The organism is Halorubrum luteum (genome assembly GCF_054652935.1).
Genome location: NZ_BAAIGT010000002.1, coordinates 2,830,841 through 2,852,791 on the forward strand (window position 1 = coordinate 2,830,841; position 21,951 = coordinate 2,852,791).

The 21,951-nt window shown below is 65.7% G+C and carries 22 protein-coding genes and 1 pseudogene; 8 read left to right on the forward strand and 15 right to left on the reverse strand.

The features are described 5' to 3' along the window. Positions 1-156: 156 nt before the first annotated feature. The gene (locus ACYQ0R_RS14055; RefSeq protein WP_459825785.1) at positions 157-396 is read left to right on the forward strand and encodes a ferredoxin; all 240 of its coding nucleotides are present in this window, start codon (positions 157-159) and stop codon (positions 394-396) included. Positions 397-413: 17 nt separating this feature from the next. Here ACYQ0R_RS14055 and hemB read toward each other — a convergent pair whose 3' ends face one another. From hemB to pheA, 3 genes are all read right to left on the reverse strand, one after another. Then, complete coding sequence (gene hemB, locus ACYQ0R_RS14060; RefSeq protein WP_459824948.1) at positions 414-1,394, reverse strand: porphobilinogen synthase; 981 nt, start codon at positions 1,392-1,394, stop codon at positions 414-416. Positions 1,395-1,421: 27 nt separating this feature from the next. After that, positions 1,422-1,586: a DUF6757 family protein gene (locus tag ACYQ0R_RS14065; RefSeq protein WP_459824951.1), complete on the reverse strand. Its 165-nt coding sequence runs from the start codon at positions 1,584-1,586 to the stop codon at positions 1,422-1,424. A gap of 76 nt (positions 1,587-1,662) precedes the next feature. After that, positions 1,663-2,469: a prephenate dehydratase gene (gene pheA, locus ACYQ0R_RS14070; RefSeq protein ID WP_459824954.1), complete on the reverse strand. Its 807-nt coding sequence runs from the start codon at positions 2,467-2,469 to the stop codon at positions 1,663-1,665. A gap of 1,301 nt (positions 2,470-3,770) precedes the next feature. Here pheA and ACYQ0R_RS14075 point away from each other — a divergent pair. Continuing rightward, a complete protein-coding gene (locus ACYQ0R_RS14075; RefSeq protein WP_459824956.1) occupies positions 3,771-3,965 on the forward strand; it encodes a cold-shock protein in 195 nt (64 codons plus the stop codon). 156 nt (positions 3,966-4,121) lie between these two features. On the opposite strand, the gene ACYQ0R_RS14080 is transcribed toward ACYQ0R_RS14075, so the two are convergent. Beyond that, on the reverse strand, positions 4,122-4,436 hold the full coding sequence (locus ACYQ0R_RS14080) for a 2Fe-2S iron-sulfur cluster-binding protein (RefSeq protein WP_459824958.1): 315 nt from the start codon (positions 4,434-4,436) through the stop codon (positions 4,122-4,124). A gap of 126 nt (positions 4,437-4,562) precedes the next feature. Between ACYQ0R_RS14080 and ACYQ0R_RS14085 the strand changes: the two genes are divergently transcribed. Next, complete coding sequence (locus ACYQ0R_RS14085) at positions 4,563-5,741, forward strand: DUF7093 family protein (protein ID WP_459824960.1); 1,179 nt, start codon at positions 4,563-4,565, stop codon at positions 5,739-5,741. A gap of 153 nt (positions 5,742-5,894) precedes the next feature. Further along, complete coding sequence (locus ACYQ0R_RS14090; protein ID WP_459824963.1) at positions 5,895-6,278, forward strand: DUF5611 family protein; 384 nt, start codon at positions 5,895-5,897, stop codon at positions 6,276-6,278. Positions 6,279-6,341: 63 nt separating this feature from the next. On the opposite strand, the gene fdhF is transcribed toward ACYQ0R_RS14090, so the two are convergent. Beyond that, positions 6,342-8,396, reverse strand: coding sequence for a formate dehydrogenase subunit alpha (fdhF, locus tag ACYQ0R_RS14095; RefSeq protein ID WP_459824966.1), 2,055 nt, complete (start codon positions 8,394-8,396; stop codon positions 6,342-6,344). Between the two features lie 365 nt (positions 8,397-8,761). Further along, positions 8,762-9,682 carry a hypothetical protein gene (locus ACYQ0R_RS14100; protein ID WP_459825787.1) on the reverse strand — a complete coding sequence of 307 codons (921 nt, stop codon included), beginning with the start codon at positions 9,680-9,682 and terminating at the stop codon, positions 8,762-8,764. 233 nt (positions 9,683-9,915) lie between these two features. Here ACYQ0R_RS14100 and ACYQ0R_RS14105 point away from each other — a divergent pair, with 233 nt between their 5' ends. Then, positions 9,916-10,650, forward strand: coding sequence for a helix-turn-helix domain-containing protein (locus ACYQ0R_RS14105; protein WP_459824968.1), 735 nt, complete (start codon positions 9,916-9,918; stop codon positions 10,648-10,650). Between the two features lie 4 nt (positions 10,651-10,654). Here the strand turns inward: ACYQ0R_RS14105 and ACYQ0R_RS14110 are convergent, their stop codons facing one another. Beyond that, entirely contained in the window at positions 10,655-11,395 is a 741-nt protein-coding gene (locus tag ACYQ0R_RS14110; RefSeq protein WP_459824971.1) for a hypothetical protein, read from the reverse strand. 172 nt (positions 11,396-11,567) lie between these two features. On the opposite strand from ACYQ0R_RS14110, the gene ACYQ0R_RS14115 reads away from it, so the two are divergent. Further along, on the forward strand, positions 11,568-12,305 hold the full coding sequence (locus ACYQ0R_RS14115) for a DUF429 domain-containing protein (protein WP_459824973.1): 738 nt from the start codon (positions 11,568-11,570) through the stop codon (positions 12,303-12,305). An 89-nt stretch (positions 12,306-12,394) separates the two neighbouring features. Here ACYQ0R_RS14115 and ACYQ0R_RS14120 read toward each other — a convergent pair whose 3' ends face one another. Next, positions 12,395-12,682: an FmdB family zinc ribbon protein gene (locus ACYQ0R_RS14120; protein WP_459824975.1), complete on the reverse strand. Its 288-nt coding sequence runs from the start codon at positions 12,680-12,682 to the stop codon at positions 12,395-12,397. A 46-nt stretch (positions 12,683-12,728) separates the two neighbouring features. Next, complete coding sequence (locus tag ACYQ0R_RS14125; RefSeq protein ID WP_459824976.1) at positions 12,729-14,162, reverse strand: MATE family efflux transporter; 1,434 nt, start codon at positions 14,160-14,162, stop codon at positions 12,729-12,731. 109 nt (positions 14,163-14,271) lie between these two features. On the opposite strand from ACYQ0R_RS14125, the pseudogene ACYQ0R_RS14130 reads away from it, so the two are divergent. Continuing rightward, positions 14,272-14,493, forward strand: a pseudogene (locus ACYQ0R_RS14130) (zinc ribbon domain-containing protein); the annotation flags it as partial. A 136-nt stretch (positions 14,494-14,629) separates the two neighbouring features. Here ACYQ0R_RS14130 and ACYQ0R_RS14135 read toward each other — a convergent pair. Together ACYQ0R_RS14135 and ACYQ0R_RS14140 are read right to left on the reverse strand one after the other, a co-directional pair. Beyond that, positions 14,630-15,763, reverse strand: coding sequence for a DUF5305 domain-containing protein (locus ACYQ0R_RS14135; RefSeq protein ID WP_459824979.1), 1,134 nt, complete (start codon positions 15,761-15,763; stop codon positions 14,630-14,632). A gap of 28 nt (positions 15,764-15,791) precedes the next feature. Beyond that, positions 15,792-16,925, reverse strand: coding sequence for a signal peptidase I (locus ACYQ0R_RS14140; protein WP_459824981.1), 1,134 nt, complete (start codon positions 16,923-16,925; stop codon positions 15,792-15,794). Positions 16,926-17,078: 153 nt separating this feature from the next. Here ACYQ0R_RS14140 and ACYQ0R_RS14145 point away from each other — a divergent pair, with 153 nt between their 5' ends. Further along, positions 17,079-17,903, forward strand: a complete 825-nt coding sequence (locus ACYQ0R_RS14145; RefSeq protein WP_459824984.1) for a DUF8054 domain-containing protein — start codon at positions 17,079-17,081, stop codon at positions 17,901-17,903. A 474-nt stretch (positions 17,904-18,377) separates the two neighbouring features. On the opposite strand, the gene ACYQ0R_RS14150 is transcribed toward ACYQ0R_RS14145, so the two are convergent. From ACYQ0R_RS14150 to ACYQ0R_RS14165, 4 genes are all read right to left on the reverse strand, one after another. Next, the gene (locus ACYQ0R_RS14150; protein WP_459824986.1) at positions 18,378-19,313 is read right to left on the reverse strand and encodes a right-handed parallel beta-helix repeat-containing protein; all 936 of its coding nucleotides are present in this window, start codon (positions 19,311-19,313) and stop codon (positions 18,378-18,380) included. Positions 19,314-19,482: 169 nt separating this feature from the next. Then, positions 19,483-20,622 carry a vWA domain-containing protein gene (locus ACYQ0R_RS14155; protein ID WP_459824989.1) on the reverse strand — a complete coding sequence of 380 codons (1,140 nt, stop codon included), beginning with the start codon at positions 20,620-20,622 and terminating at the stop codon, positions 19,483-19,485. Positions 20,623-20,643: 21 nt separating this feature from the next. Beyond that, positions 20,644-20,997 (reverse strand): hypothetical protein, encoded by a 354-nt coding sequence (locus tag ACYQ0R_RS14160; RefSeq protein ID WP_459824992.1) that lies wholly within the window; start codon positions 20,995-20,997, stop codon positions 20,644-20,646. A 228-nt stretch (positions 20,998-21,225) separates the two neighbouring features. Further along, complete coding sequence (locus ACYQ0R_RS14165; protein ID WP_459824994.1) at positions 21,226-21,798, reverse strand: DUF1102 domain-containing protein; 573 nt, start codon at positions 21,796-21,798, stop codon at positions 21,226-21,228. Between the last annotated feature and the right edge of the window lie 153 nt (positions 21,799-21,951).

The window sequence follows — 21,951 nt, forward strand, 5'->3', positions numbered from 1 at the left end:
TCCACCGGCGGCGCCCGGGGGTTGCGTATCCTACCGATCGTCGTCGAGTTCCGCGTCGTGGCGGTCGTCGTCGAGTTCCGCGTCGTGGCGGTCGTCGACATCTCGAATCGCCCGCCGGTCGCCACCGCTTTGTACTCACCACCCGAACCGATCCCCATGCGCGTGAAGTTCGACCGGGACACGTGTATCGGGATGTTCCAGTGTGTCGCCGAGTGGGATGGGTTCGAGCGCGATGAGAACGACGGCAAGGCGGTTCTCGTCGACGCCGAGGAGGAGGAAGAGGACGTCTTCGTCGTCGAGGTACCCGACGGCGAGGAGTACGACGCGAAGTTCGCGGCACGGGTGTGTCCCGTCGACGCGATCGAGGTGTACGAGGACGGCGAGCAGGTCGTGTGAGGCGTGCGTCGCGGAGCTTATAATCGATCGGCGATGTCCTCGGCGAAATAGGTGATAATCAGGTCCGCACCCGCGCGCTTGAGGGCAAGCAGCGACTCGTACGCGACCGCTTCCAAGTCGAGCCACCCCTTCTCGGCGGCCGCGTGGAGCATCGCGTACTCGCCGGAGACGTTGTACGCCGCGATCGGCTGATCGAACTCGTCACGGAGGTCACGGACGACGTCGAGATACGGAAGCCCGGGTTTCACCATCAGCACGTCCGCGCCCTCCTCGGCGTCGAGACGGGCCTCCCGCAGCGCCTCGCGGCGATTCGCCGAGTCCATCTGGTAGTGCCGGCGGTCGCCGAACGCTGGCGCGCCGTCCGCGGCGTCGCGGAACGGCCCGTAGAAGGCGGACTCGTACTTGACCGCGTAGCTCATCAACGCGACGTTCTCGTGGCCGGCCTCGTCGAGCGCGTGCCGGATCGCCTTCACCTGTCCGTCGGTCATCGCCGACGGGGCGACCATATCCGCACCGGCGTCAGCCTGCGAAACCGCCGTCTTCGCGAGCAGCTCCAGCGTCTCGTCGTTGCGGACGGTGAGCGTCGGATCCGTCTCCGCACGCTTCTCTATTACGCCGCAGTGACCGTGATCCGTGTACTCACACAGACAGACGTCACCGACGACGTACGCGTCCGTCTCCGCCGAGACGTCCCGGATCGCCCGCTGGATCACGCCGTCGGCAGCGTACGCGTGCGAGCCGCGGGCGTCTTTCGTCTCCGGAACGCCGAAGAGGATCACCGCCTCGACGCCGGTTCGACGGATCTCTTCCACCCGCGCGACGGCCTCGGAGGGCGGGACGCGCTCGTGGCCGGGCATCGTCTCGATCGGGACGCGCTCGTCCGTCGTGGCGTCGACGAACACCGGCGCGATCAGGTCCGTGGCGTCCACGTCGGTTTCGCTGACGAGCGAGCGGACGCCGTCGGTTCGAAGCCGTCGCGGGCGGTCGATCGGATGCATGGACTGGTGATCGTGGCGGAACCGGTATTACTCTGCCGAGTCGATGTCGATCCGTTCCTCGAGCGCCGCGAGCTCGTCCGACTCCGCCAGCTCCTCGATCCGCTCGCGGAAGTGGTCCTCACAGAGGCCGACGGTGACTCCCTCCTTTTCGGCCCCGTATGCGGCTTCCCGATCGCAGTAGTGACAGTGCATACGTGTTCCGTGGTTGCCGGCGAAGTTAACGGTGTTCGTCCGTGGCGGCTTCAACGGGCCGATCGCAACGATCGGCTCACTCGAGTACGTGTTCGGTGTCGTACGACCCGAGGACGCGAACCCATCCTTTCTCGGCGATCACCTCGATATCCTCGATCGCGGCCGCGAGATGGTCCTCGTACAGCCCGGCGTCGACGTCGAAATGGAACATGTAGTCGCCGAGCCGCTCGCCGCTCGGACGGGACTCGATCCGCGAGAGGTTGAGGTTCCGGTCCGCGAACGCCTCCAGAAGCTCCAGCAGCAGCCCGGGGTAGTTGTCGTTCGGGTAGACGATAAGCGTCGTCTTCCCGCCCGCCTCCGACCGGGCATCCTCGGGCGCGACGACGAGGAACCGTGTCGCGTTCGAGGTCCGGTCCTGGATCCCCTCCGCGAGGATCTCGAGATCCGCACCGGCGTTGTCCGGGTGGCCGATGCCGGCGATGCGGGCGTCCTCCCGGGCACGCTCGACACCCCGGGCGGTCGAGGCGACCGCTTCCAACCCCACGTCGGGGTAGTTCGTCTCCAGCCAGTCGCGACACTGCGCGAGCGCCTGTGAGTGGCTGGCGACGAGATCGAACTCCTCGGACTGTGCGAGCAGGGCGTGGCGGATGGGGGTGACGATCTCTCTCGTGACGGCGACATCGTGGTCGGCTAACGCGTCGAGACTCTCCGTCACCGACCCTTCGATGCTGTTCTCGATGGGGACCACGCCCCGCTCGAACTCGCCGTCCTCGACGGCGTCGACGATGGCCGTGACCGACTCGCGGAACGACACCTCGGCAGCGACGGCCCGCGCCGCACGATGCGAGTACGTGCCGGCGGGACCGAGCGTGACGGCGTTCATCGACTCCCCGTATACTACCCGAGGGCAAAAGCGTGGCGGGGATCGTGAGCGATCGGAGCGATCGGGTTCTCAACGGTAGGTTGGATCCGACGCCGTGGTGGAGACCGGACCCGATTTTGGGTGTCGGCTGAGGCTGTATGGAACGGTTCACACACACATACCCAGGAATTACTCAGTGCAGCCATCGCCGGCGATCGATCTCGGGCGTACGTCGCTCACGAGGGTGGATGAGGGGTTTATACGTGATTGCGTGATGGATCTGGAGGTGATTTATAAGTGAGTCGCGGGAGCGATAGCTCCGCGACGAACGATCTGAAAGCCCCAGCCGGGAGGCGGGCGCACGCTCGCTGCGCGCTTCGGTCGCTCACGTCGTTCGCTCCCTGCAGTGCTTGTGTCGCCTGCGCCCGCCTCCCGGCTGCCCCTTTCGATCCCACCCGACCGCACCGCAACCGCACCTCGCGCCTCCCCAGCCTCGTCGGCGGCTCGCGCGTTCCGCGCTCGCCGCCGCCTCCCTCGCACGCGCTCCTCGCGCCCTAAAAAGGACGCTCGGAGGCGCGCGCCGACCGCCCGCCGTTACCTGATACATGAATCATGCTCTGCGGTGTGGTTGCGGTGGCGCGCGCCGCGAGCGGGCCCGAGGCCCGCGAGTCGCGAGGGCGACCGGAGGGAGCCCTCGGATGCGAACGGCGAAGCCGTGAGCGAGCGCGCGAGGGAGACCGGAGGGGCCGCCGAGCGGTTCCGGCGGCCCCTCCGGTCGAGGCTGGGGTGGTCCGAGGCTGCGGTGCGGGGCGGGACTGGAAGGGGCAGCCGCGAGGGCGACGCACGGCGACGTAAGGACCGCAAGGAGCGAACGCAGTGAGCGACTGAGGACCGCAGCGAGCCGCGCGAGCCGTCGCGGCTGGGGCTTCCAAATCGGTCTCTGCCTCACCGCTCATTTATATACCACTCCTCGCAGCGCTAAGTACGCATTTATAAGCATCTACTCGAACTCACACTGCACAATATACGCCCGAGATCGATCACAGCGATGGCTGCACTGAGCGATTCTGCTGTGGGTGTGGTCTGTGCTCTGACACCCTCGTCCACCGATAGAAGTCGACCGAGCGGTGTACCGACAAACGCCGGCCGGACGGGCTCGCCAAGGAAAGTCGACCGGATGATCGGTTCCTGATCCGGACGCGGCGCGCTCGTTGGTACATAAAGGAGATCATCGCTCGAATCGGAGACGTTCGTCCGTCGAGAGTCGTGTCAACTGTACACTCGCAAGGCTTATCGCCCAAACGGTCATCAGTCAGGACGCAATGGTAGAAGGCGAAGTTGATTTCTTCAACGACACTGGCGGCTACGGTTTCATTTCGACTGACGATGCGGACGATGACGTGTTCTTCCACATGGAAGACGTCGGCGGTCCGGACCTCGAAGAGGGACAGGCGCTCGAGTTCGAAATCGAGTCCTCGTCCAAGGGCCCGCGTGCGGCCAACGTCGTTCGACAGTAACACCGTTTCACGGTAGCGAGTCGACCGGCACACGCCGCTTACGGCTCTGACACACAAAACTGCGTTTTATCTCCCCGGTCCGGACGTCGGTCCGCCGTGGGAACGTTTTCTCGACGACGAGCGACCGCGCCGTCGGCACCGATCCTGCCGCCGTGCTCACATGTGTTGTCCCCAGAGGCCGCGCCCTTTCGTCACCTCGACGTCGCCTTCGACGCGCGCCTGACACGCCAGTCGGACGTCGTGGCTCGGGTGATGCGGCGGGAACCACAGGCGAGCCGTCTCCTTTTTGCTCGGCTCGCTTACCTCGCCGTCGACTTTGACCGCGCAGGTCCCACACGACCCCATCCCGCGACAGTTGAGCTGCTCGGATTTCCCGTTGTACACGGAGAGACCGGCCTCGCGAAGCACGTCACGCAACACGGCACCCTCCTCGCACTCGATCTCCTCGCCCTGATAGTAGACGGTCGGCATGAGTCGTGTACGGGTACGCGACCGAGCACCATAGGTGCTGGTGTCGAGTTCCACACGCTGCGGGGACACACGCGGTTCCTCTGACGACGTGGCGTTTTTTACGTTCGGACGCCGGAGGGTGGCATAATGGGACTCAGGTGTCTGCTCGGGCACGACTTCGATGAACCCGAGATCGAGCGCGACCGCGAGGAAGACGGCAGCGAGGTCGTCACTACCGTCAGAGAGGTGAAGACCTGCTCTCGGTGTGGCGAGACGCAGATCGTCAGCGAGAACACGGAAGTCACGACCGTCGAACAGCTCGCCGACCACGCGACGGCCGCGGCAGCCGACGACCGGGGGTCGCCCCCGGTTGAACCGGCTGACGAGACGGCGACCGCCGACGCGGGCGGCCAGCCCGACGCTTCCGTCTCCGACGCTCCGCTCTCGGGCGGGCCCGACGTCGATTCCACGGCTGACGACCAAGCAATCGACGACGGCGTCTCGGCGGGCGACGGTGCGTCGCTCGACGATGACGTGTCGCTCGACGATGACGTTTCGATCACCGACGACGCGGAGATCATCGACGCCGATGCGGATTCCGAGGCGGCGGATTCATCCACGACCGACGAACCGGCGTCGGCCGACGATCACGGCGGCGTGGATGTCGAGGAGTCGGCGACCCCCCCGGAAACGATGGACGATCAGTCCGGGAGCCTCGACCACCCGGAAGCGTCTCCCGACGCGGTCGACGCCGACTCACACGCCGCCGCGGAGGCTCCGGACGCCGACGCGACGGCCGACACCGATGACGGTGTGATCCTCGACGACGACTCCGAGGCGGATCCCGACCGCGGTCGTGGAGAGTGGCCGGCAGTCGAGGAGACCGACGGGCCGTCCGAGGAGCCGACGCCGTGGCCGGAACAGGAGGGTGAAGACGAGGGGTTCGATGCGGAGGTCGGCTCGAGCGGCGACAGCGGCGTCGAGTTCGGCGGCGGACTGACGCCCCAGCCGGGCGAGGGTCCGGCCGAAGACGACGGCGAGACGGAGTACATCGATCCCTCCGACGCCGATGCGGGTGGAGTCCCCGACGAACGCGTCGAGTCGGCGTCGGATGAGTCCGGTGGGTCCGCAGTCGAGACGGGGTTCACTCGGGGGGACAGCCCCGAGCTACGCACCTCGACCGGCAGGACGGAGACGGAGTACTACTGTCCGGCGTGTGAGATCACCTGGGGTGCCGGCGGGAACTCGCTGCGCGCCGGCGACATCTGTCCGGAGTGTAAGCGCGGATACGTCGACGAACGTCCGGTCGGCGAACCCGGCCAGTGAGCGTTGCGTGGGCGGTGTCGTCGCTCCGAGGGCTATCGTCTCCGCCGCACGCGGGTTCGTTCGTTTCGCGAGCGATTCGTCCGTTGCTTGTGGCTCCTCCACCGCTGATCCGTGACGAAACTGGTTTACGCACCCCTGTCGAACGGTCTCGGCATGAAAGAGTACAAGATGCGACGCGGGGAGCATCTCGACGATCGGATGCCGGACCTGAAAGGGTCGATCGAGGAGTACTTCGGCGAGGTCACCGGCACGGAAGAACACAACGGACACGAGCTGTACGTCGTCGAGGACCCGGACAATCCAGTGTTCGACCGGATCCTCGCGGGCGCAGCCGAGTACAGCGGTAAGAAGGATAAACTTGCCGTCCACTTCGACGAGCGACCGGCCGAGGAGGTCATCGCCGAAGGGAACGCGGACGCGGCAGCCGACGCGGTCGATGCGAAAAACGAGTTCCTGTTGGAGGCGACAGGTCGCGACGCGAAATCCCGACGCGATTCGCTGAAACGCGAAGTCGAGGACGACGCGCCGGACTACTGATCCTCACGCCGCAGTTCGCGGGGCTAGAAGATCATCCGAGTGAGATTCTGACCGTCGAGGATGTCAGTCTCCGACTCGCTCGACCGCCACGGCCGAGTGTTTGTACTCGGGAATCTCCGCGACAGGGTCGAGCGCGTCACCGGTCAGCGTGTTGATCAGCGGCTCGGCGTAGTGGAACGTACAGAACACGACGCCCTCGCGGACGTCCGTGGTGACGTCGGCGGTGACGGTCACCTCGCCGCGTTCGTTCGCGACCCGCACGGTGTCGCCGTCCTCGATCCCGCGTGCGGTCGCGTCCGTCGGATGGATCTGGAGGACGTCTTCACCTCGCATCGCCATCAGTCGCTCGGAGCGCCGCGTGAACGCGCCGCTGTTGAACTGCTGGATCACGCGTCCCGTCGTGAGCGTGAGCTCCCCCTCCTCGAGCGTGTCGGCCGGCGGCACGGCGTCGATCGCGGAAAGCGGCGCGGTTCGCTCGCCGGTTGCGAACGTCTCCGCGTGCAACACGTCCGTGCCGGCGTCCGCGCCCTCCGGGAACGGCCACCGCTGATACCCCTCGCCGATCCCGTCGTAGCTCATCCCCGCGTAGATGGGGGCGACCCGCGTCAGCTCGTCGAACACCGGCCGCGGACCGTCGTACTCGAACGCCGCGGGCACGTCGGTGAGTCGCTGACCGAGCTCGGCGAGAATGTCGAGGTCGCGGCGTGCGTTCCCCGGCAGGTCCGCGTTCGGACGCATCCGCATCACGCGACGATCCGTGTTGGTGACGGTGCCGGACTTCTCCGCCCAGCTACTCCCTGGCAACACCACGTCGGCGTGGGCCGCCGTCTCCGTCTCGAACAGGTCGATGACGACACAGAAGTCGAGTTCCTCGAACGCGGACGCGACCTGTGTCGCGTTCGGTTCGGTCACCGCGGGGTTCTCGCCGAACACGACCGCTGCCCGCACCTCGTCGCCGAACCTGTGTGTGGCGGCTACCTCCGTGAGGCCGGGCTCGCCTGGCGGCTCGACGCCCCACTCGTCGGCGAGGCGGGCGCGCGCATCCGGATCGGTCACCGACTCGTACCCCGGAAGGATTCCGGGGAGCGTCCCGACGTCGCTCGCGCCCTGCACGTTGTTCTGGCCGCGAAGCGGGTTCACGCCGGTTCCGGGCCGGCCGACGTTCCCGGTCAGCAGCGCGAGGTTGAGCAGCGCATGCACGTTGTCGGTGCCACAGCGATGCTGGCTCATCCCCATGCCGGTGATCAGCGCGGCGCTGTCGGCCTCCGCGAACGCCCGGGCCGCTTCTCGGAGCGTCTCTGGGGCGACGCCCGCCCGACTGGCGTTCGCCTCGACGTCGACGTCCTCGAGATGCGCCTCGAACGCCTCGACGCCGGAGACGCGCTCCTCGAGGAACGCCTCGTCGACGAGCCCCTCCTCGACGATCGTTTTCGCGACCGCGTTCAACACCTCGATATCCGTTCCGGGACGGAGCGGGACGTGGATATCCGCCGCCTCGGTGGTGTCGTTCTCGCGGGGGTCGACGTGGATCAGCGTCGCGCCGTCTCGGATCGCGGGCAGCAGGTACGACCGGAACGCGACCGGATGCTGTTCGGCCGGGTTCGCGCCCGTGACGAACAGGCAGTCGGTCTCCGACAGATCGTCCAGCGTGTTCGTCATCGCGCCCGCGCCGAGTCGCTCGCTCATCGCCGCGACGGTCGAGGAGTGGCAGAGTCGGGCGCAGTTGTCGACGTTGTTGGTCCCGAGGATGCGAGCGAGCTTCTGATACACGTAGTTCTCCTCGTTCGTACAGTTCGAGGAGGCGAAAAACTGTACTGCGTCGGGGCCGTGCTGGTCGATGACCTTGCAGAGCCCCTCGGTGACGCGGTCGAGCGCTTCCTCCCACGGCGCGGTGACGAACGAGCCGTTGTGCCGCACGAGCGGCTCCGTGAGTCGCTCGTCGTGAGCAACCACGTCGAACGCGGCTGCCCCCTTCGGACAGATCTCTCCTCGCGTGTTTACCGGCCCGTCGACTCCGGTGGCGGACTCGTTGCCGGCGTACTCGATGCTACACCCGACCCCGCAGAACGGGCAGATCGTGGGTCGGGACTCGAACGTTCGGTTCGGTGTGTTACTCATCTCGGTCACCTCGACGGGAGCCGCACCCGACAGCCCCTCCGAGGGAGCGCCGACCGGCTCCTATCAGTCGTGTCTATGGGTCCGAACCTCCTTCCATCGGTGCCTTTGTATGACAGGCTTTTAAGTATAAAGGCGGCTCTGACGCACCGCAGCCGTAGTCGGTGGCGGTGTGGTGTTTGCGGTTGGTGGCGGTGTGGTGTTTGCGGTTGGTGGCGGTGTGGTGTTTGCGGTTGGTGGCGGTGTGGTGTCCATCGGTAGCCAGGGCGTTCGTCCGTCGGTCGCCGCATCACTCGCTCGTCGGTGACGGTGCCACTCGCCGAGGCGCCTGCACCGGGAGGCGTCGACGAGTCGTTCGGGCGGCTCATTCACCCAGACACCCCGGGAGACGGCGTCGGCACGAGCACGCGCCCGATCGATCGAACGCCGACCGTCAGGAGACAGGCGGTGAACGCGATCGTTCCGAGCTTCCCGCCGAGGCCGACGAAGTACGGTGCGGCACCGACGAACACGAGCCCCGACAGCGCGCCCGCCGTCACCATCGCGCCGGTGCCGGGGATCCGTTCCGGCGTCGCCATCCCGGCGAACGACGCACAGAACGCCACCGCTGCGACCGCGTCGCCCGCGGCGAACAACGGCGGACAGACGAGCCCGGCGATCAGGCCGACGACCGCGGAGCCAACGACCGGCCCGTGGTCGAGCCCGACGCTCACGAGATACGTGACCGCAGCGGCGACGGTGGCCACGAGGACGAGGACCGCGGCAACGTCGCCGGACGGAACCGAGTCCGTTCCGGGCTCCATGCCGCCAGTCGCCCAGATCGCGAGGCAGCCGACGAACGCGGTCGTCCCGAGCTTCCCACCGAACCCGTTGAACGCGCGTTTACCCGCGACGAAGACGGCGGCGGCGACGAGGCCCGCGCCGGCTACCGCCTCGAGGTCGGCCCCGGCCACGGGCGTCGCCATCCCGACGAAGGAGCCGCAGTACGCCGGCGCGGCGTACGTCTTCGACAGCAGGTGCGCACAGAGTCCGACCAGCGCCGACGCGAGCACCGGCCCGACCCCGACGTGGATGGAGAGGACGTACGTCACCGGGGCGCCGACGGCGACGGCCGCGGCGTTGCCGAGATCGGTTCGCGTGATCGTGAACCCGTTCGTCCGAAGCGTCCATCGCGTCTCGCGCAGCGTGACTCGCCCGACGACGACCGCGAGACCGATGAGCAGCGCGCCGGCGGTCAGCAGGTCCCCGTCGACGGCGGGCACGACCCCGCCGACCGCTGCGACGCCCATGGCGACGCCCGCACCGCCGAGGAGAGCTGCACCGACCGCGTGAATGACTCGTCGCACGGCTTCCCGTCAGGGATGAACGATGATACGGGCCGACCCACAGTATTGTGGGTGTTCTCGGGAGGGGGGGTGACGTACGTCCGACCGGAGTGACGACGAGGGCGCCGTGTTCGGCGTCCCGGTTGGAACCATGGTTCGGGGGCAGGCTTTTTATCGGCCAACCGAATCCCCGATCGATGACATCGGACCGCCGGGCGGATCGGGACTCCTCGACCGACCCCTCCACCCGGGGAGCCGGGATCGACGACGGGTCTGCCACGCCGAGTGGGGTGCGCACCGGACTCGCAATCCACGGACCGGACAGCTGTCCGATAGCGAGCGTGTCGACCGCACACGAGGGACCGGTGACGGGCATCAACTGGACGCACGGTGACGGCGATCATACGGAGGAGTTCCGGGTCCGCGACGCGGCGGCACTCGACCGAGCTGCGGGCGTTCCCGAGGCTTCCTCCGTCATCGATCTCGGCGACGAACGCGTGTACCGGTACGTTCGGGCGGCGGACGTCGACTGCGCCTGTTCGATCATCGAGTCGCTGGACGCCCCGATAACCGATGCGCGCGCCGAGAACGGCGTGTTGTACGTGACGCTCCATCTTCCGGATCTTGAGCGGCTCCGCGACGTGGTCTCCGCGCTCGACGGGGTTGCGGAACGGGTCGCCGTCCGGTACCTGGTTCACGGCTCGAGCAGCGACGGCCCCGTTCCCGATCGGACGCTCGTCGACCGCGGACGGCTCACCGACAGACAGTGTGAGGTGCTCCGAACCGCGTACGAGCTCGGCTACTTCGAGCGTCCCCGCGGAGCCAACGCGAGGGCGGTCGCCGACGCGCTCGACATCGCGCCGTCGACGTTCGCCGAGCATCTCGCCGCAGCCCAGCGAAAGCTCCTCGAGGAGGTGCTGGTGGAGTGTTAACCGCTCAGCGGCGGTTCGTCGGCGTCGAGCACCGGAGACACAGCGTCGTGTCGGCGACGTAGTTCACGTCGTCGGAGCCACAGTCCGGACAGTCGAAGCGCCCGGTGTTGTACTCCGTCGATCCTCGCGGCGCATGGAGCTTGCCGGCGTCGAGCCGCCGGCGAGTCGCGCTCGGGACGCGAGATCGCTTGACCGCGATCCGCCGTGCGAGCGCGTCCGCGCCGCCCCCGCCGTGGACGTCGTCCCACGACACGTCGTCGGGTCGCGAGAGCTGCGCGAGAAGCTCCGTCCCGGCCTGCAGAAACGGACGACCGGTCTCCGACGCCGGGGCGTCGAGGTCGAGCGCGTCGTACCCGTCCGCGGCGCGGTCGTACGCCGCGCTCGCCCGGTCATCATCGCCGATGACGGCGCGGAGATCCCCGACGAACTCGTGACAAGCCGCCCGCTCGACGGGAGTCTCGAGGACGTGCTCCCGGAGCTCGCCGGCGACGACGATCCCCTCGGCCGCCGGAGCGCGTGCGTGCTCCGACGAGCCGGCGAGCCGCCGGCACACCGCGGCCGTCGCGAACGCCGCCAGCGCGCTGCCGGCCCGCGATCGCGCACGGGCCTCGTACGCCGTTCGCTTCGACGGGCCATGCCCCGATAGCGTCTCCCGCGCCGCGGTCGCGTACGCCGCCGCGGCGTCGTCGTATCGCTCGTCGGCGAGCGCACGAATCGCCCGGTCCCGTGCGGGTAGCCCGTCCATGGAACCCGTACGTGCGACGTCGAGTTAAGCCCCGTGCCGACCGACGACTCCGGCCGCATTCTCGACCGGCGACGACTCCGCCGACCAACTCCCCCGCGGGAAACGGGACGCGGGTCTCCGAGTCATCTCCGAGAACCACCACGTTGGTGGTGGCCGCGCTCCAAACTCTCATATGCACATCGGCATCGACGGCTCGCCGGACGGCTGGTTCGCGGTCCGATACGACGGAGACACGTACGCCGGTTCGGGGCTCTACGAGGGGATCGAGGCGCTGTGGGAGCACTACGGTGAGGCGGCAGACACCGTTCTGATCGACGTTCCGATCGGCCTCCGTGAGGAGTCCGCAGCGAAGCGACCGTGTGACGCCGCCGCCCGCGACGTGCTCGGTTCGCCGCGCGGGCGAAGCGTGTTCGCGGTCCCGATACGGGATGCGGTCCACGAGGACCAGTACGCCGACGGCAAGGCGATACAGGAGGCGCGAACGGACGCCAGCATCGGCGTCCAGTCGTGGAACATCACCGACCTCATCGCGCAGCTCGACACGTTCCTGCTCGAAACCGAACCGGCCGCCGTCGGGACGATCCGTGAAGCACATCCGGAGGTGTGCCTCTGGGCGCTGAACGAGGCGGTACCCACGGAGTACTCGAAGACGCAACGACCCGCGGCCGCGTTCTGGGAGCGGATCGCGATCCTCGAAACGGTCGACGAGCACGTCACGAGACACGTCCGCGATGCGGGACGCGACCTCGATGCCAACGTGAAAAACGACGACATCGTGGACGCGTTCGCGCTGGCGCTCACCGCCAGTTCCAGAACCGGCCCCCTGCGGACGCTCCCGTCGACCGACCCCGCGGACGACCCGGGCGATCCGAGCGGGCTCCCGATGGAGATGGTGTACGCCTACCGTTAAGAACCCATGATGGCCGCCTCGGCGGCCCGGAACGCGTCGATCGCTGGCCGATCGGACGGCGAGTACTCTTTACTCCCGCGAGTACCCCCTCACTCCCGCGCGTCAGGCTCTTCGATGCTGATGTCAGCTATCGTCCGGTCGGTTCGCGCGACTCGCTCGGCGACGAGCAGCTTCTCGATCCTGTCGAGGCGGTCCCAGTCGAGCTCGTCCGGCGGATCGGACTCGTACCCCTCGAACCGGTCGACGACCGCCTCGTTGACCAGCCGTGAGAACGCTCCGCACTCCGGACACGTCGCCATCAGATGCGAGGTGTCGAACGCGCGGCGCACCACTCCCTCGAAACAGTCGCTGCATCGGTAATCGACGGTGCGACTCATGCGATCCGTACGCTCCGGATGGATGAGTATCCGTCGCCGGCTCGCGTCAGTCGCCCGTGTCCGTGCTCGGTCGGTATCGACGGCTCACCGCCTTCCAGCGCCCGGATCTGAACAGCCCGTAGTTGATAGTTCCCGGGACGAACGACTCCACGATGAGCGCCAGATAGAGCCCGGCCACGCCGAGCGGCGTGAGCAGTCCGACGACCGCGATGGGGAGCGCGAACGCGTAGCGACCGACGAGCGAGGCGACGAAGGGCCAGCGCGTGTCGCCGGCGCCGACGAGCGCACCCGAGGTCGTTCCGTCCAGTCCGAGGCCGACGGCGCTGACCGCGGCGGCTGCAACGAACGTCTCGGTTACCGCAACCTCCTCGGCGCCGGACACGAACACCCCGGCGATCGGCGACGCGAGCAGGACGACGACAGCGCCGACGACCACGTACACCACCATCGCCAGGCGGATGATCCCCGCTCCGTAGGCGCCGGCCTCCGACTCCTCGTCCGCACCGAGGTGTTGCCCGACGAGCGAGCTCGACGCCAGCGACAGCCCCCAGTTGATGCTGTTTATCATCGCGCGAACCCGGCGTGCGACCTCCAGTGCGGTCACGACGACCGGCCCGAACGAGGCGGCGATCCACAGCAGCGGAAAGATAACGAGCCCCTGCGCGAGTCGGCGGCCGATCTCCGGAGTCGACACTTCGAGCAGCTGGCGAACGACCGCGAGGTCCACGAGCGGCGTCGATCGCGAGATCGGAACCGGGCTCGGCTCCATGCCCAGCCCGCCGTAGGAACGACCGATCATCCCCCAGCCGAGAACGACCATCACCGCGCCGGTCGACAGCGTCGTTCCCAGCGCGGCCCCGGCGACGCCCATGCCGAGCCCGAAGATGAACGCCACGCTGAGGACGACGTTGAGCACCGCGCCGCCGCTCCGGACGACCATCTCGGTGAACGTGTCCCCGACGCCGGTGTACGTCCGGCTGGCGATCAGGTTCAACAGCTCGAACAGCACGGCCGGCGTGACGACCAGCAGGTACACCGTTCCGTGTCGGAGCGCGTCGGGGTCCGCGCCGAGGACGCCGATCAGCTCCGGCGCGAACAGCGCGAAGACGAGCATGATCGGGACGGCCAGAAGCGTCGCGACCACGACGCTCTGTTTGACCACGAGCGACGCACGCTCCTCCCGTCCCCCGCCGTAGTTCTGCGAGACGAGACTCACAGTTCCGCCCGCCAGCCCGAGTCCCAGGAGGACGACGATGCTCCAGTAGCCGAGCGCGAACGCCAGCCCTGCCGTCCCGGCGGTGCCGACGGCGATGCCGACCATCGCGAGGTCGGCGGTCTGTTTGGACATGATCGCGAACCCCGTGACGACGCGCGGCCACGCGAGATCCACCGTCGGTCGCAGTCGCTCGGCGTCGATGATCCCGATCCGGTCGAGGAGCCGGCCGAGGGCGTCGACCGCGTCGTCGTCGGCGTCCGGCATACCACGTCCTATCGGCGACGGGGACTTCCCTCTGACGACACGGGTGCTCCTACGGCTTCGTGTTCAGCGATGACGGTACGCGAACGTCACTAGAACGGTCGCGATGACGCTCAAAGACATGCGCGAGTCCATCGACTACGGGACGAGGATGAACCGCCGATTGCACAGTCTCCCGTTCGCGGCGCTGCGGGAGATGGTATCGTACAAGACCGCATGGGAGGGAGCTCCGTCGGCTGATGTCGATCCGGCGTAGACCAGCCAGCGGTGTCCGCGGACGGAGTGTCGGCACACATCGCGGGCCAACCGCCATCGGAAGCGGTTCCGCTGTCAGACCCGCTTGACATACATATTAATCGTCTCTCAGAGTAATAAAGCTAGCACCAGATTACGGTACGGCTGCCTGAGCCAAGCTGGTCGAACGTGAGTTCAAAACGGTATACGTGACCTACAACAACGGCTTGGCATGATCACTCCGTCTCGTCGGCATCCTCGTCCGAAGGCTCTGATGACGGCTCGGCGTTGGTGGGATCAGTTCTTTTGACTGGGAGATACACGTAGTGGACGGTGTCGTCAAGCACGTAGAATCCCTTCCGATCGTCGTCCTCCAGAACGCGTTCGTTCGTATCGATCGCGATATCCACGAGATCAGCAAGCGAGTCAACGGGGATCGCGACCGTTTCCAGCGCCTCGTCGGGGACCGTTACCGTACTGATCCAGTCCTCGGTCCCGTCCCGCTCGGAGGGTTTTATTGCATTCAAATCGTCTTCTGTCGGGGTAAGTCGACCGGTCCGATTCAGGCCGACAAGACTGACCACGCCGGCCATCGACGCTAAAAGCACTCCGAACGGCCCGTACATCCGAAGGGGTCCGTGCGTGCCTTCTGACTCAACCGTTTCCGTCCGTTCGTAGCGTTCCCGCACGCCCTCATCGGTTTGGACGCTAAATGATCCGCTACTCGGCTCGACAAGAATCGAATCGTCGTGTCGGGTCCGAACGTTCTCCCCGTTGACCGTACCGCTGGCTGACGTATCGAAGATCACTCGAATCTCCGTGGTTCCAAGCGTGGCTCCGAGACTCGCCTCGGTCCGTTCGAGTTCCTCGACCACGTCGCTTACGTTCAGCGCTGTCGTCGTTGTTGCCGTTTCACCGGGAGCAAGCCCCTCCACGCGCGAGTGATCGATAGTATCGGATCGCTGCCAGTAGACGTTTCCCTCGGAATCGACGGAGCGTAACCGAACGATCACATCAGTTTCGACGGTCAGGTTCCCCTCGTCGCTCGCAGCGTACCTGTAGTCGTGCCGCCCCTCCAGTGTCGGCGACACTCGTGAGAAGTACACTGGACGGTTGAGAAGCGTCTGGTTCTGCTCGAACACGAGGTTCGGTTCCGTTACTCGGGCTTGATGGCCGAGCGTCGTCTCTTCCGACCACGCTGCAGCGACGACCTCGTCACGTTCGATCGGCGGGTTCGTGTGCGCGTGATAAGCACCGGCCGCGGCAGCACCGCTGATAAGCACGAGTACGATGACGATCGCGATCAGCCAACCGCTCACTACTTGCTTCGCTCGAATGACCCGCTCTAGTCGCTTGCTGTTTTCTTTCATTTATATATTTTGGATTTTTACTCTCGAATCAACGCGGACGCACCGGCGGGGCTCGGGTTCGGATGGGCGGTGTGGCTTTCTCCCGGCTCAGTCGCCAGAGAAGGAGTATCACGCCGATCAGGAGCCCGTTGATCACGATGTAGGGTGACCACGGATGAAGCTGGTACAGCGCGTCCATCACGGACGCTGGAAGGACGGCGAAGTAGCGGTACTCTGTCTTCGAACGGAGGAAATACCCGGTTTCATCCGGTGCATGCAGCGTCACGGTCACGTTCGCGGTTTCGTTGGCTGCTAACCGGACGCGTTTCGGCTCGACGTCGATACCGTCACTCCGTGATTCGAAGTACGAGACCGTCGGGACGGTGCCTCCGTTGTGTATGACCGCCTCGTACGAATCGGACCCTCCAACGGGGATGATCGTCGGATTCGACGAATCTCCCTGTGAACTCACGATCCCGATCGTTTCCGTCCCCGCAGGGACCGTCATACCGACCATCGCGCCGACACAGAGAACGACGATGCTCCCGACGAGAATCCACCGCGTGTCGAAGCCATCGTTCTCGCCCGGCCGTTCCGGCTCACGGCTGCGGTCACGGCCCGACGCCTCCGAGTCGGTCGGCGCGTCGATGACGCGAGCCGCCAGCAGCGTGAGAACGCCGGCCACGAAGAGCATCGGAGTCAGGCGTTCCGTGTCCGGGACCGCGATACCGGTTCGACTGAGCGTGTTCAAACCACCATCGAGACCGGCTCTGAGGGTGGCTGCGACGGTACCGAGGTGAGGAATCCGGACGACGGTTCCGTCGATCGCGAGCGCCGTCGCTACGATCTGGCCGTCCGTCACGAGCGGCTCCCCGGAACTCTGATCGGAGACGAAGTTCGCGTCTCCCTGCGTGACGTATCCGCCCGGCCGCTCGTCGATGATGCGGTGGGTCGTGAGCTCGCCGCCGTGCAGGCGTTCGGCGCGAAACACCACGACGTCGCCGACCGCCGGATCGCTTGCGATGGCCACCGGCACGGCGACGAAGCCGTCGCCGGTTTCGAGCGTCGGTGCCATACTCCCGGATGTAACGTACGCAAACAGCACGGGCGTGCCGAGCGCCTGTCCCATCAGTAACGCGATCAGCACCACGGCTACCACGCCGTATACGACGTACTGAACCACTCCTCCGCTCGCTCGAGACGCCTCGTCAGTTCCGACCACGGTGGCACAAGGGCGAGCGTATGATTTGTTACGCTGGCAGTACCTCAGGGAAGGGGTGTCACAATCCGCCGGTATGGATGCCGTAACTATGCGTCTGCACGCCGAGAGGACGGCATGAACGGCATCCGAACCGGACCTGTCGGCGTGGTGCAAAAGCTGCGACAACCCGAATACACCGGCGAGAACCGATGTCGCGTCTGTACGATCCTCAACGCGGGTATCGCGGTCCTGCTCGCTGCCGGCGTCGGGCTCGTCTCCATCCCGGCGGCTGCCGTCGTGCTTGCCGTCTCCGCGGGCGTCATCGCCCTTCGCGGCTACCTGATCCCGGGCACGCCGACGCTCGTCACGTACCTCCCCGAGTCGGTCCACGACGCGATCGGTGCCGAACACGAGATCGCGCGATCTCCCGTTGATTCGACCGGTGCCGGGGACCCGATCGACATCGAAACGGTGCTGGTATCGGCGGGCGTCGTCACCGACTGTCCGGACGAGGACGATCTCTGTCTCACCGACGCGTATCGAGCCGCGTGGGACCGAGAGATCGAACAGCTCGATGACGAGACCGTTCGCAACCGGCTCGCTGTGACGCTCGCCGTCGACGGCGACGATATCGAACTCGAGACCGACGACGACGGGCTGTTCGTCCACATCGAGGGCGTCCGTGCGGGCGGGTGGCCGTCACGGGCGGCGTTCCTCTCGGATCTCGCGAGCCAGACGCTGCTAGAAACGTGGCTCCCGGACTGGGAGTCGTTGCCGCCGCGGGACCGGACGCATCTGCTCGCCGCGCTTCGGACGTTCGTCGATCGCTGTCCCGACTGCGGCGGTGACGTCGTGGCGGACACTGCAGTCACTCGATCCTGCTGCCGTGGCGACGTCACGTCGGTCACCACCGCCTGTGATGAGTGTGACGCGACGATCTTCGAGGGTACGGAGCGGTAGGCCACCCGACTACGGGATCGAGCAAAAGTCCTGCCAGGTACGTGCACGACTCTGCTCACAATGCCCGACTCTTAATCCATGAACATATCAGTGAAACGGTGTTTCGGATCGTGGGGAGAGAAATCAAGACGTTCGCTTTCGTACTGAAAATGATGGCACTATCGGCCGCATCCGGAGGCCGATACTGAACGACGCGTCGTCGGAGCAGAACAAGACGCCCAGAGTCACAATTTCGCCGGATTAAAACCCGTCGGTAGACTTGCCCCGCTTCGATCGCCGTGAAGACCACGGGGTATTCTATGCGACCGAAACTTCGGGGCAGGAGCGCCTCCTAAACGGATCGCAGGCGTCCGCGGATCAGGGTCGATACTTTAGACGGCACGATGGGCGATATCGACATCCGTGAGGAGCCGATCCATCCGAACCGCTACTGATAGCGTATACCGACCCGGTGGCCGGCGCGACGGTCGGTACTCAGTTCGGATCCGAAGACAGGGAATCGCTCGTGTCGACGGGGCCTCTGTCCTCGTTAAAGTCGCTTAACACGTCTTCGACTGCTTGTATCCGCGGCGAGTCCCCGGCGATCCGCTCTTCGTCGGGCCCGCTGGCATCGCCCCACCAGTTCTCAGTGGCGTCGATCGTGTTGTCCGGATCCTTGTTCTCGACGATCAGCTCGGGCGTATCGATCGAGTTGTTCGTGGCGGACATCGCATCAGCGCTCGTCCCGGGACCGGCGTCCCACCCGAATCCGACGCCGAAGAACCGCTCGCCGAAGCCGTCTTCGGAGGTCACGTCCGTTATCGTGTTCCCGATGAGTTCGACGTTGGTCGGGTACTCACCGCTGGAACCCGCCTCTCTCGCGACGATACCCCAGGCAAAGTTGTCCGAATCGCCACCGATGGCCGTGACGACGTTGCCCTCGACGGTCGCATCAACGTTCCCCGCGACACTGATACCGACGGCACTGTCCCCGTCGGTTCCCTCGATGTCCGTGACAAGGGTATCGGCGACAGTCACGTCGATACCGTCAGTACCGTCGTTGAAGACGGCGATGCCGATCGCCTCCTGTCCGTCGCCGTTGAAATTACTGATCGCGGTGTTTTGTACGGTTACGTCCGTTCCGGTGATCAAAACCGCTTCGTTGTCGGTACCGCTGGTCGCGTCAAACGCCGGTTCGACTTCGAGACCGTCGAACGTCACGCCGCTCGAACTGATCCGAACTGGATATTCGCTTTCTTCACCTCGGATCACTGCGGGAGCACCACGGGCGGGATCGTTCCCGGCGACACCCGCGTTCGGGCCGACGATCGAGAGTCCCGAAGTATCGACCGAAACGGATTCCTCGTACTGGCCGGGTGCGACATCGATCGCGTCATCCTCATCGGCCTCGTCGACCGCGGCCTGACTCATGTCCGGGAAGGTATTCGGATCGATGGCTTCGTCTCCGCGGTTTTCGATCCGCCGAAACGCTTCTCGCTCACATCCGCGACGAGCACCGACGGAGTTCACTCCGAACGAGGAGCGAGAGTACGGGAAACGATCGGAGGGCTGTCTACCCTCCACCTGCGGAGTGCGATGATCAGCTCGATGGCGCGGTGTAGCTCACGGTTTCGTCGGCATCACCCTCTTCAGGGTCGTCGACGTACACCAGCACGTCACGACCCGATCCGTCCGTGTCCGGGTTGCACGTGGTGTACTCGATGGAGTACGTCCCGGAGATGATCCCGCCGATGTCCTCGAAGATAACGGTGATGTCGTCCTGATCGGCGTCGAAGGCGAACTCCTCCCAGTCCGGGTCGTTGGGCACTTCGCCGGCGATATCCTCGAAGTCGCCGGCGGACGCACCGGACCCGTACGCGATCCCGTAGATGGTCGTCCCCGCGTTCTTTGCGTTCGTCGCCGGGTTCTCGCCGTCACTCGTGTCGCCGTTGCCGAGCACGACCATGAACTTGGGCACGCCGGGGCGACCGTTGGCGTCGATCTCAGCCTGCCCTTCATCGATTCCGTCTCCAACATCGGTCCCGCCGCCGGCACTGAGACCGTCGATGGCATCCTTGACCGTCTGCTTGTCCGAGGTCAGCCCCTGCACGAGGGTCGCGGAGCTCGCGAATTCGACGAGTCCGACGTTGACGCCCGGACCGAGCGTGTCCACGAGCGCTTTTGCACCGTTTTGCGCGTCGGTCAGTTTCTGACCACTCATCGATCCCGACGTGTCGATGACCAGCATGACATCCGCCTCGGCATCCTCGTCCTCGCCCGCGAACGTGACTGACGGTGTCTGTCCGAAGTCGTCCCCGCCGAACGTTTCACACACCGTGAAGTTGCTCTCGTCGAGGTCACCGTTCCTGCCCGCATCAGTGTCGATGCGTGCAGTGGCTTCGATCTCTGGGTAACTGCTGTCGTCGATTCCCTCGATGGTGAGGAAGTCCTCCGAGCCGTCGCCCGCCTCGGCCGTGCACTCGACGCACCCCAATCCCGGCGTTTCCGTATCGAAGCAGTCTCCCTCGACGTCCGCGATCAACGTGATGTCGCCACTAAATAGTGGGTCGTCATCCGTCGCGTCGACGTCGAACGTCTCGGTTCGGAGACCGATCGTCGCGCACTCGCCAACGGGCACGGGTACCTCGCGCCCCTCCTCGATGTCGACGCGACCGCTGGTCGACGAATCGCCGTCGGTGTCGCCGTCGTAGTAGAAAACCAGTTCGGCATCGTCACGCATCTGGAAGTTGTCACCGAACTTTCATGAAACGCAGGCGTCCTCCTTGCCCTGGTTGCAGATCTGGAACATCCCGTCGAACCAGGTGCGCGAGTCGGAGTTGACGCCCTGGCCGTCGGGCCCGTCCGTGCCGATCCCCTGCTGGTCACCCTCCCCGTCGATCTGGACGTAGAGGTGTCCGTTGTCGTCGAGCGCGACGTAGTTCTGGCTGTTCGGCGTGTCAAGCGGCTTCAGACCCAGATACGCGTCGGGGTCCTCCGCGACCGCAATCGTCACGTCGCGCTGTGATTCCACGCGCGAAAACGCCCCCGTGCCGAGGAGGGCGCTGCCGCCGATCGATACGCCGCCGATGCCGACCAGAAAGTTTCGTCGTTCCATGGTATACTTTTGTTCGATCCCGCGCGGATGACATACACCGCAGCCATCCCGAACGGGTCACCCTACCTACCCTCGGTACCGGCATTATAATGGCTAGAGAAACCATTCATAGGACGGCTCTATGACACCAAATCGGCTAATATGATCAATCTAGAAGGCCGAAGCGAGTAGCCATCTTGTGCCAAGGAGAGACCCCGGCCGATCGGCCGTGAACCGCAACCGATCGAATCAATCACCGGTTTCCACGACCTCGTACGCCACGATTTCGATCTGATCGTCGACAACGATCCCGGGAATGAGGGCAGCATCGACGGCAGCGGTATCGATCGCTACCGCCACGACGAGTACATCAGCGGGCTGCATCGTGACGAACGCCCCATCGGAGATCGGCTGACCGGTAGAAGCATCCCGGAAGACGAGCACGTCCGTGCCGACCGTCTCGGACGGACTCACCGACACGTTCGCCGGATTGCTCGAGGTGTTGCCGACGTACCTGAGCTCGAACACGGTGACGACGGTGGTTGACCCCGGATTCAGACCCTGTCCCTCGACGTCCTCAAGCAGCGGATTTTGCTCGGAAATGTCGATCACGAGTTCCCCGTCGGCGTCGGTGATGTTCCCCTCCTGATCGACCAGATACGCGTAAGGGGCGATCGGCTCGACGACGAAGTTCTCGTCGGGATCGAGGACGTCCACGCCATCGGAGGCTGCGAGGAATCCGATCGGCGAGGCGGCGAGGGTCGCTGGGACCGCACCGCTTGCGAGGACGACACCGGTGCCGATCGTCCCGACGAACAGCATCAAAGCTGCCAGTTTCGCGAGGGACGATCGATTCGGAGCTGAGAAGCGATTCATAGCTTGGATTCGGCGTCGAGACACATGGTAATGCAGTGGCTTCGTCCACTCGACGAACCGGTATTGTCGGAGTACGAGAAGCGGTGTTCACTGACACAC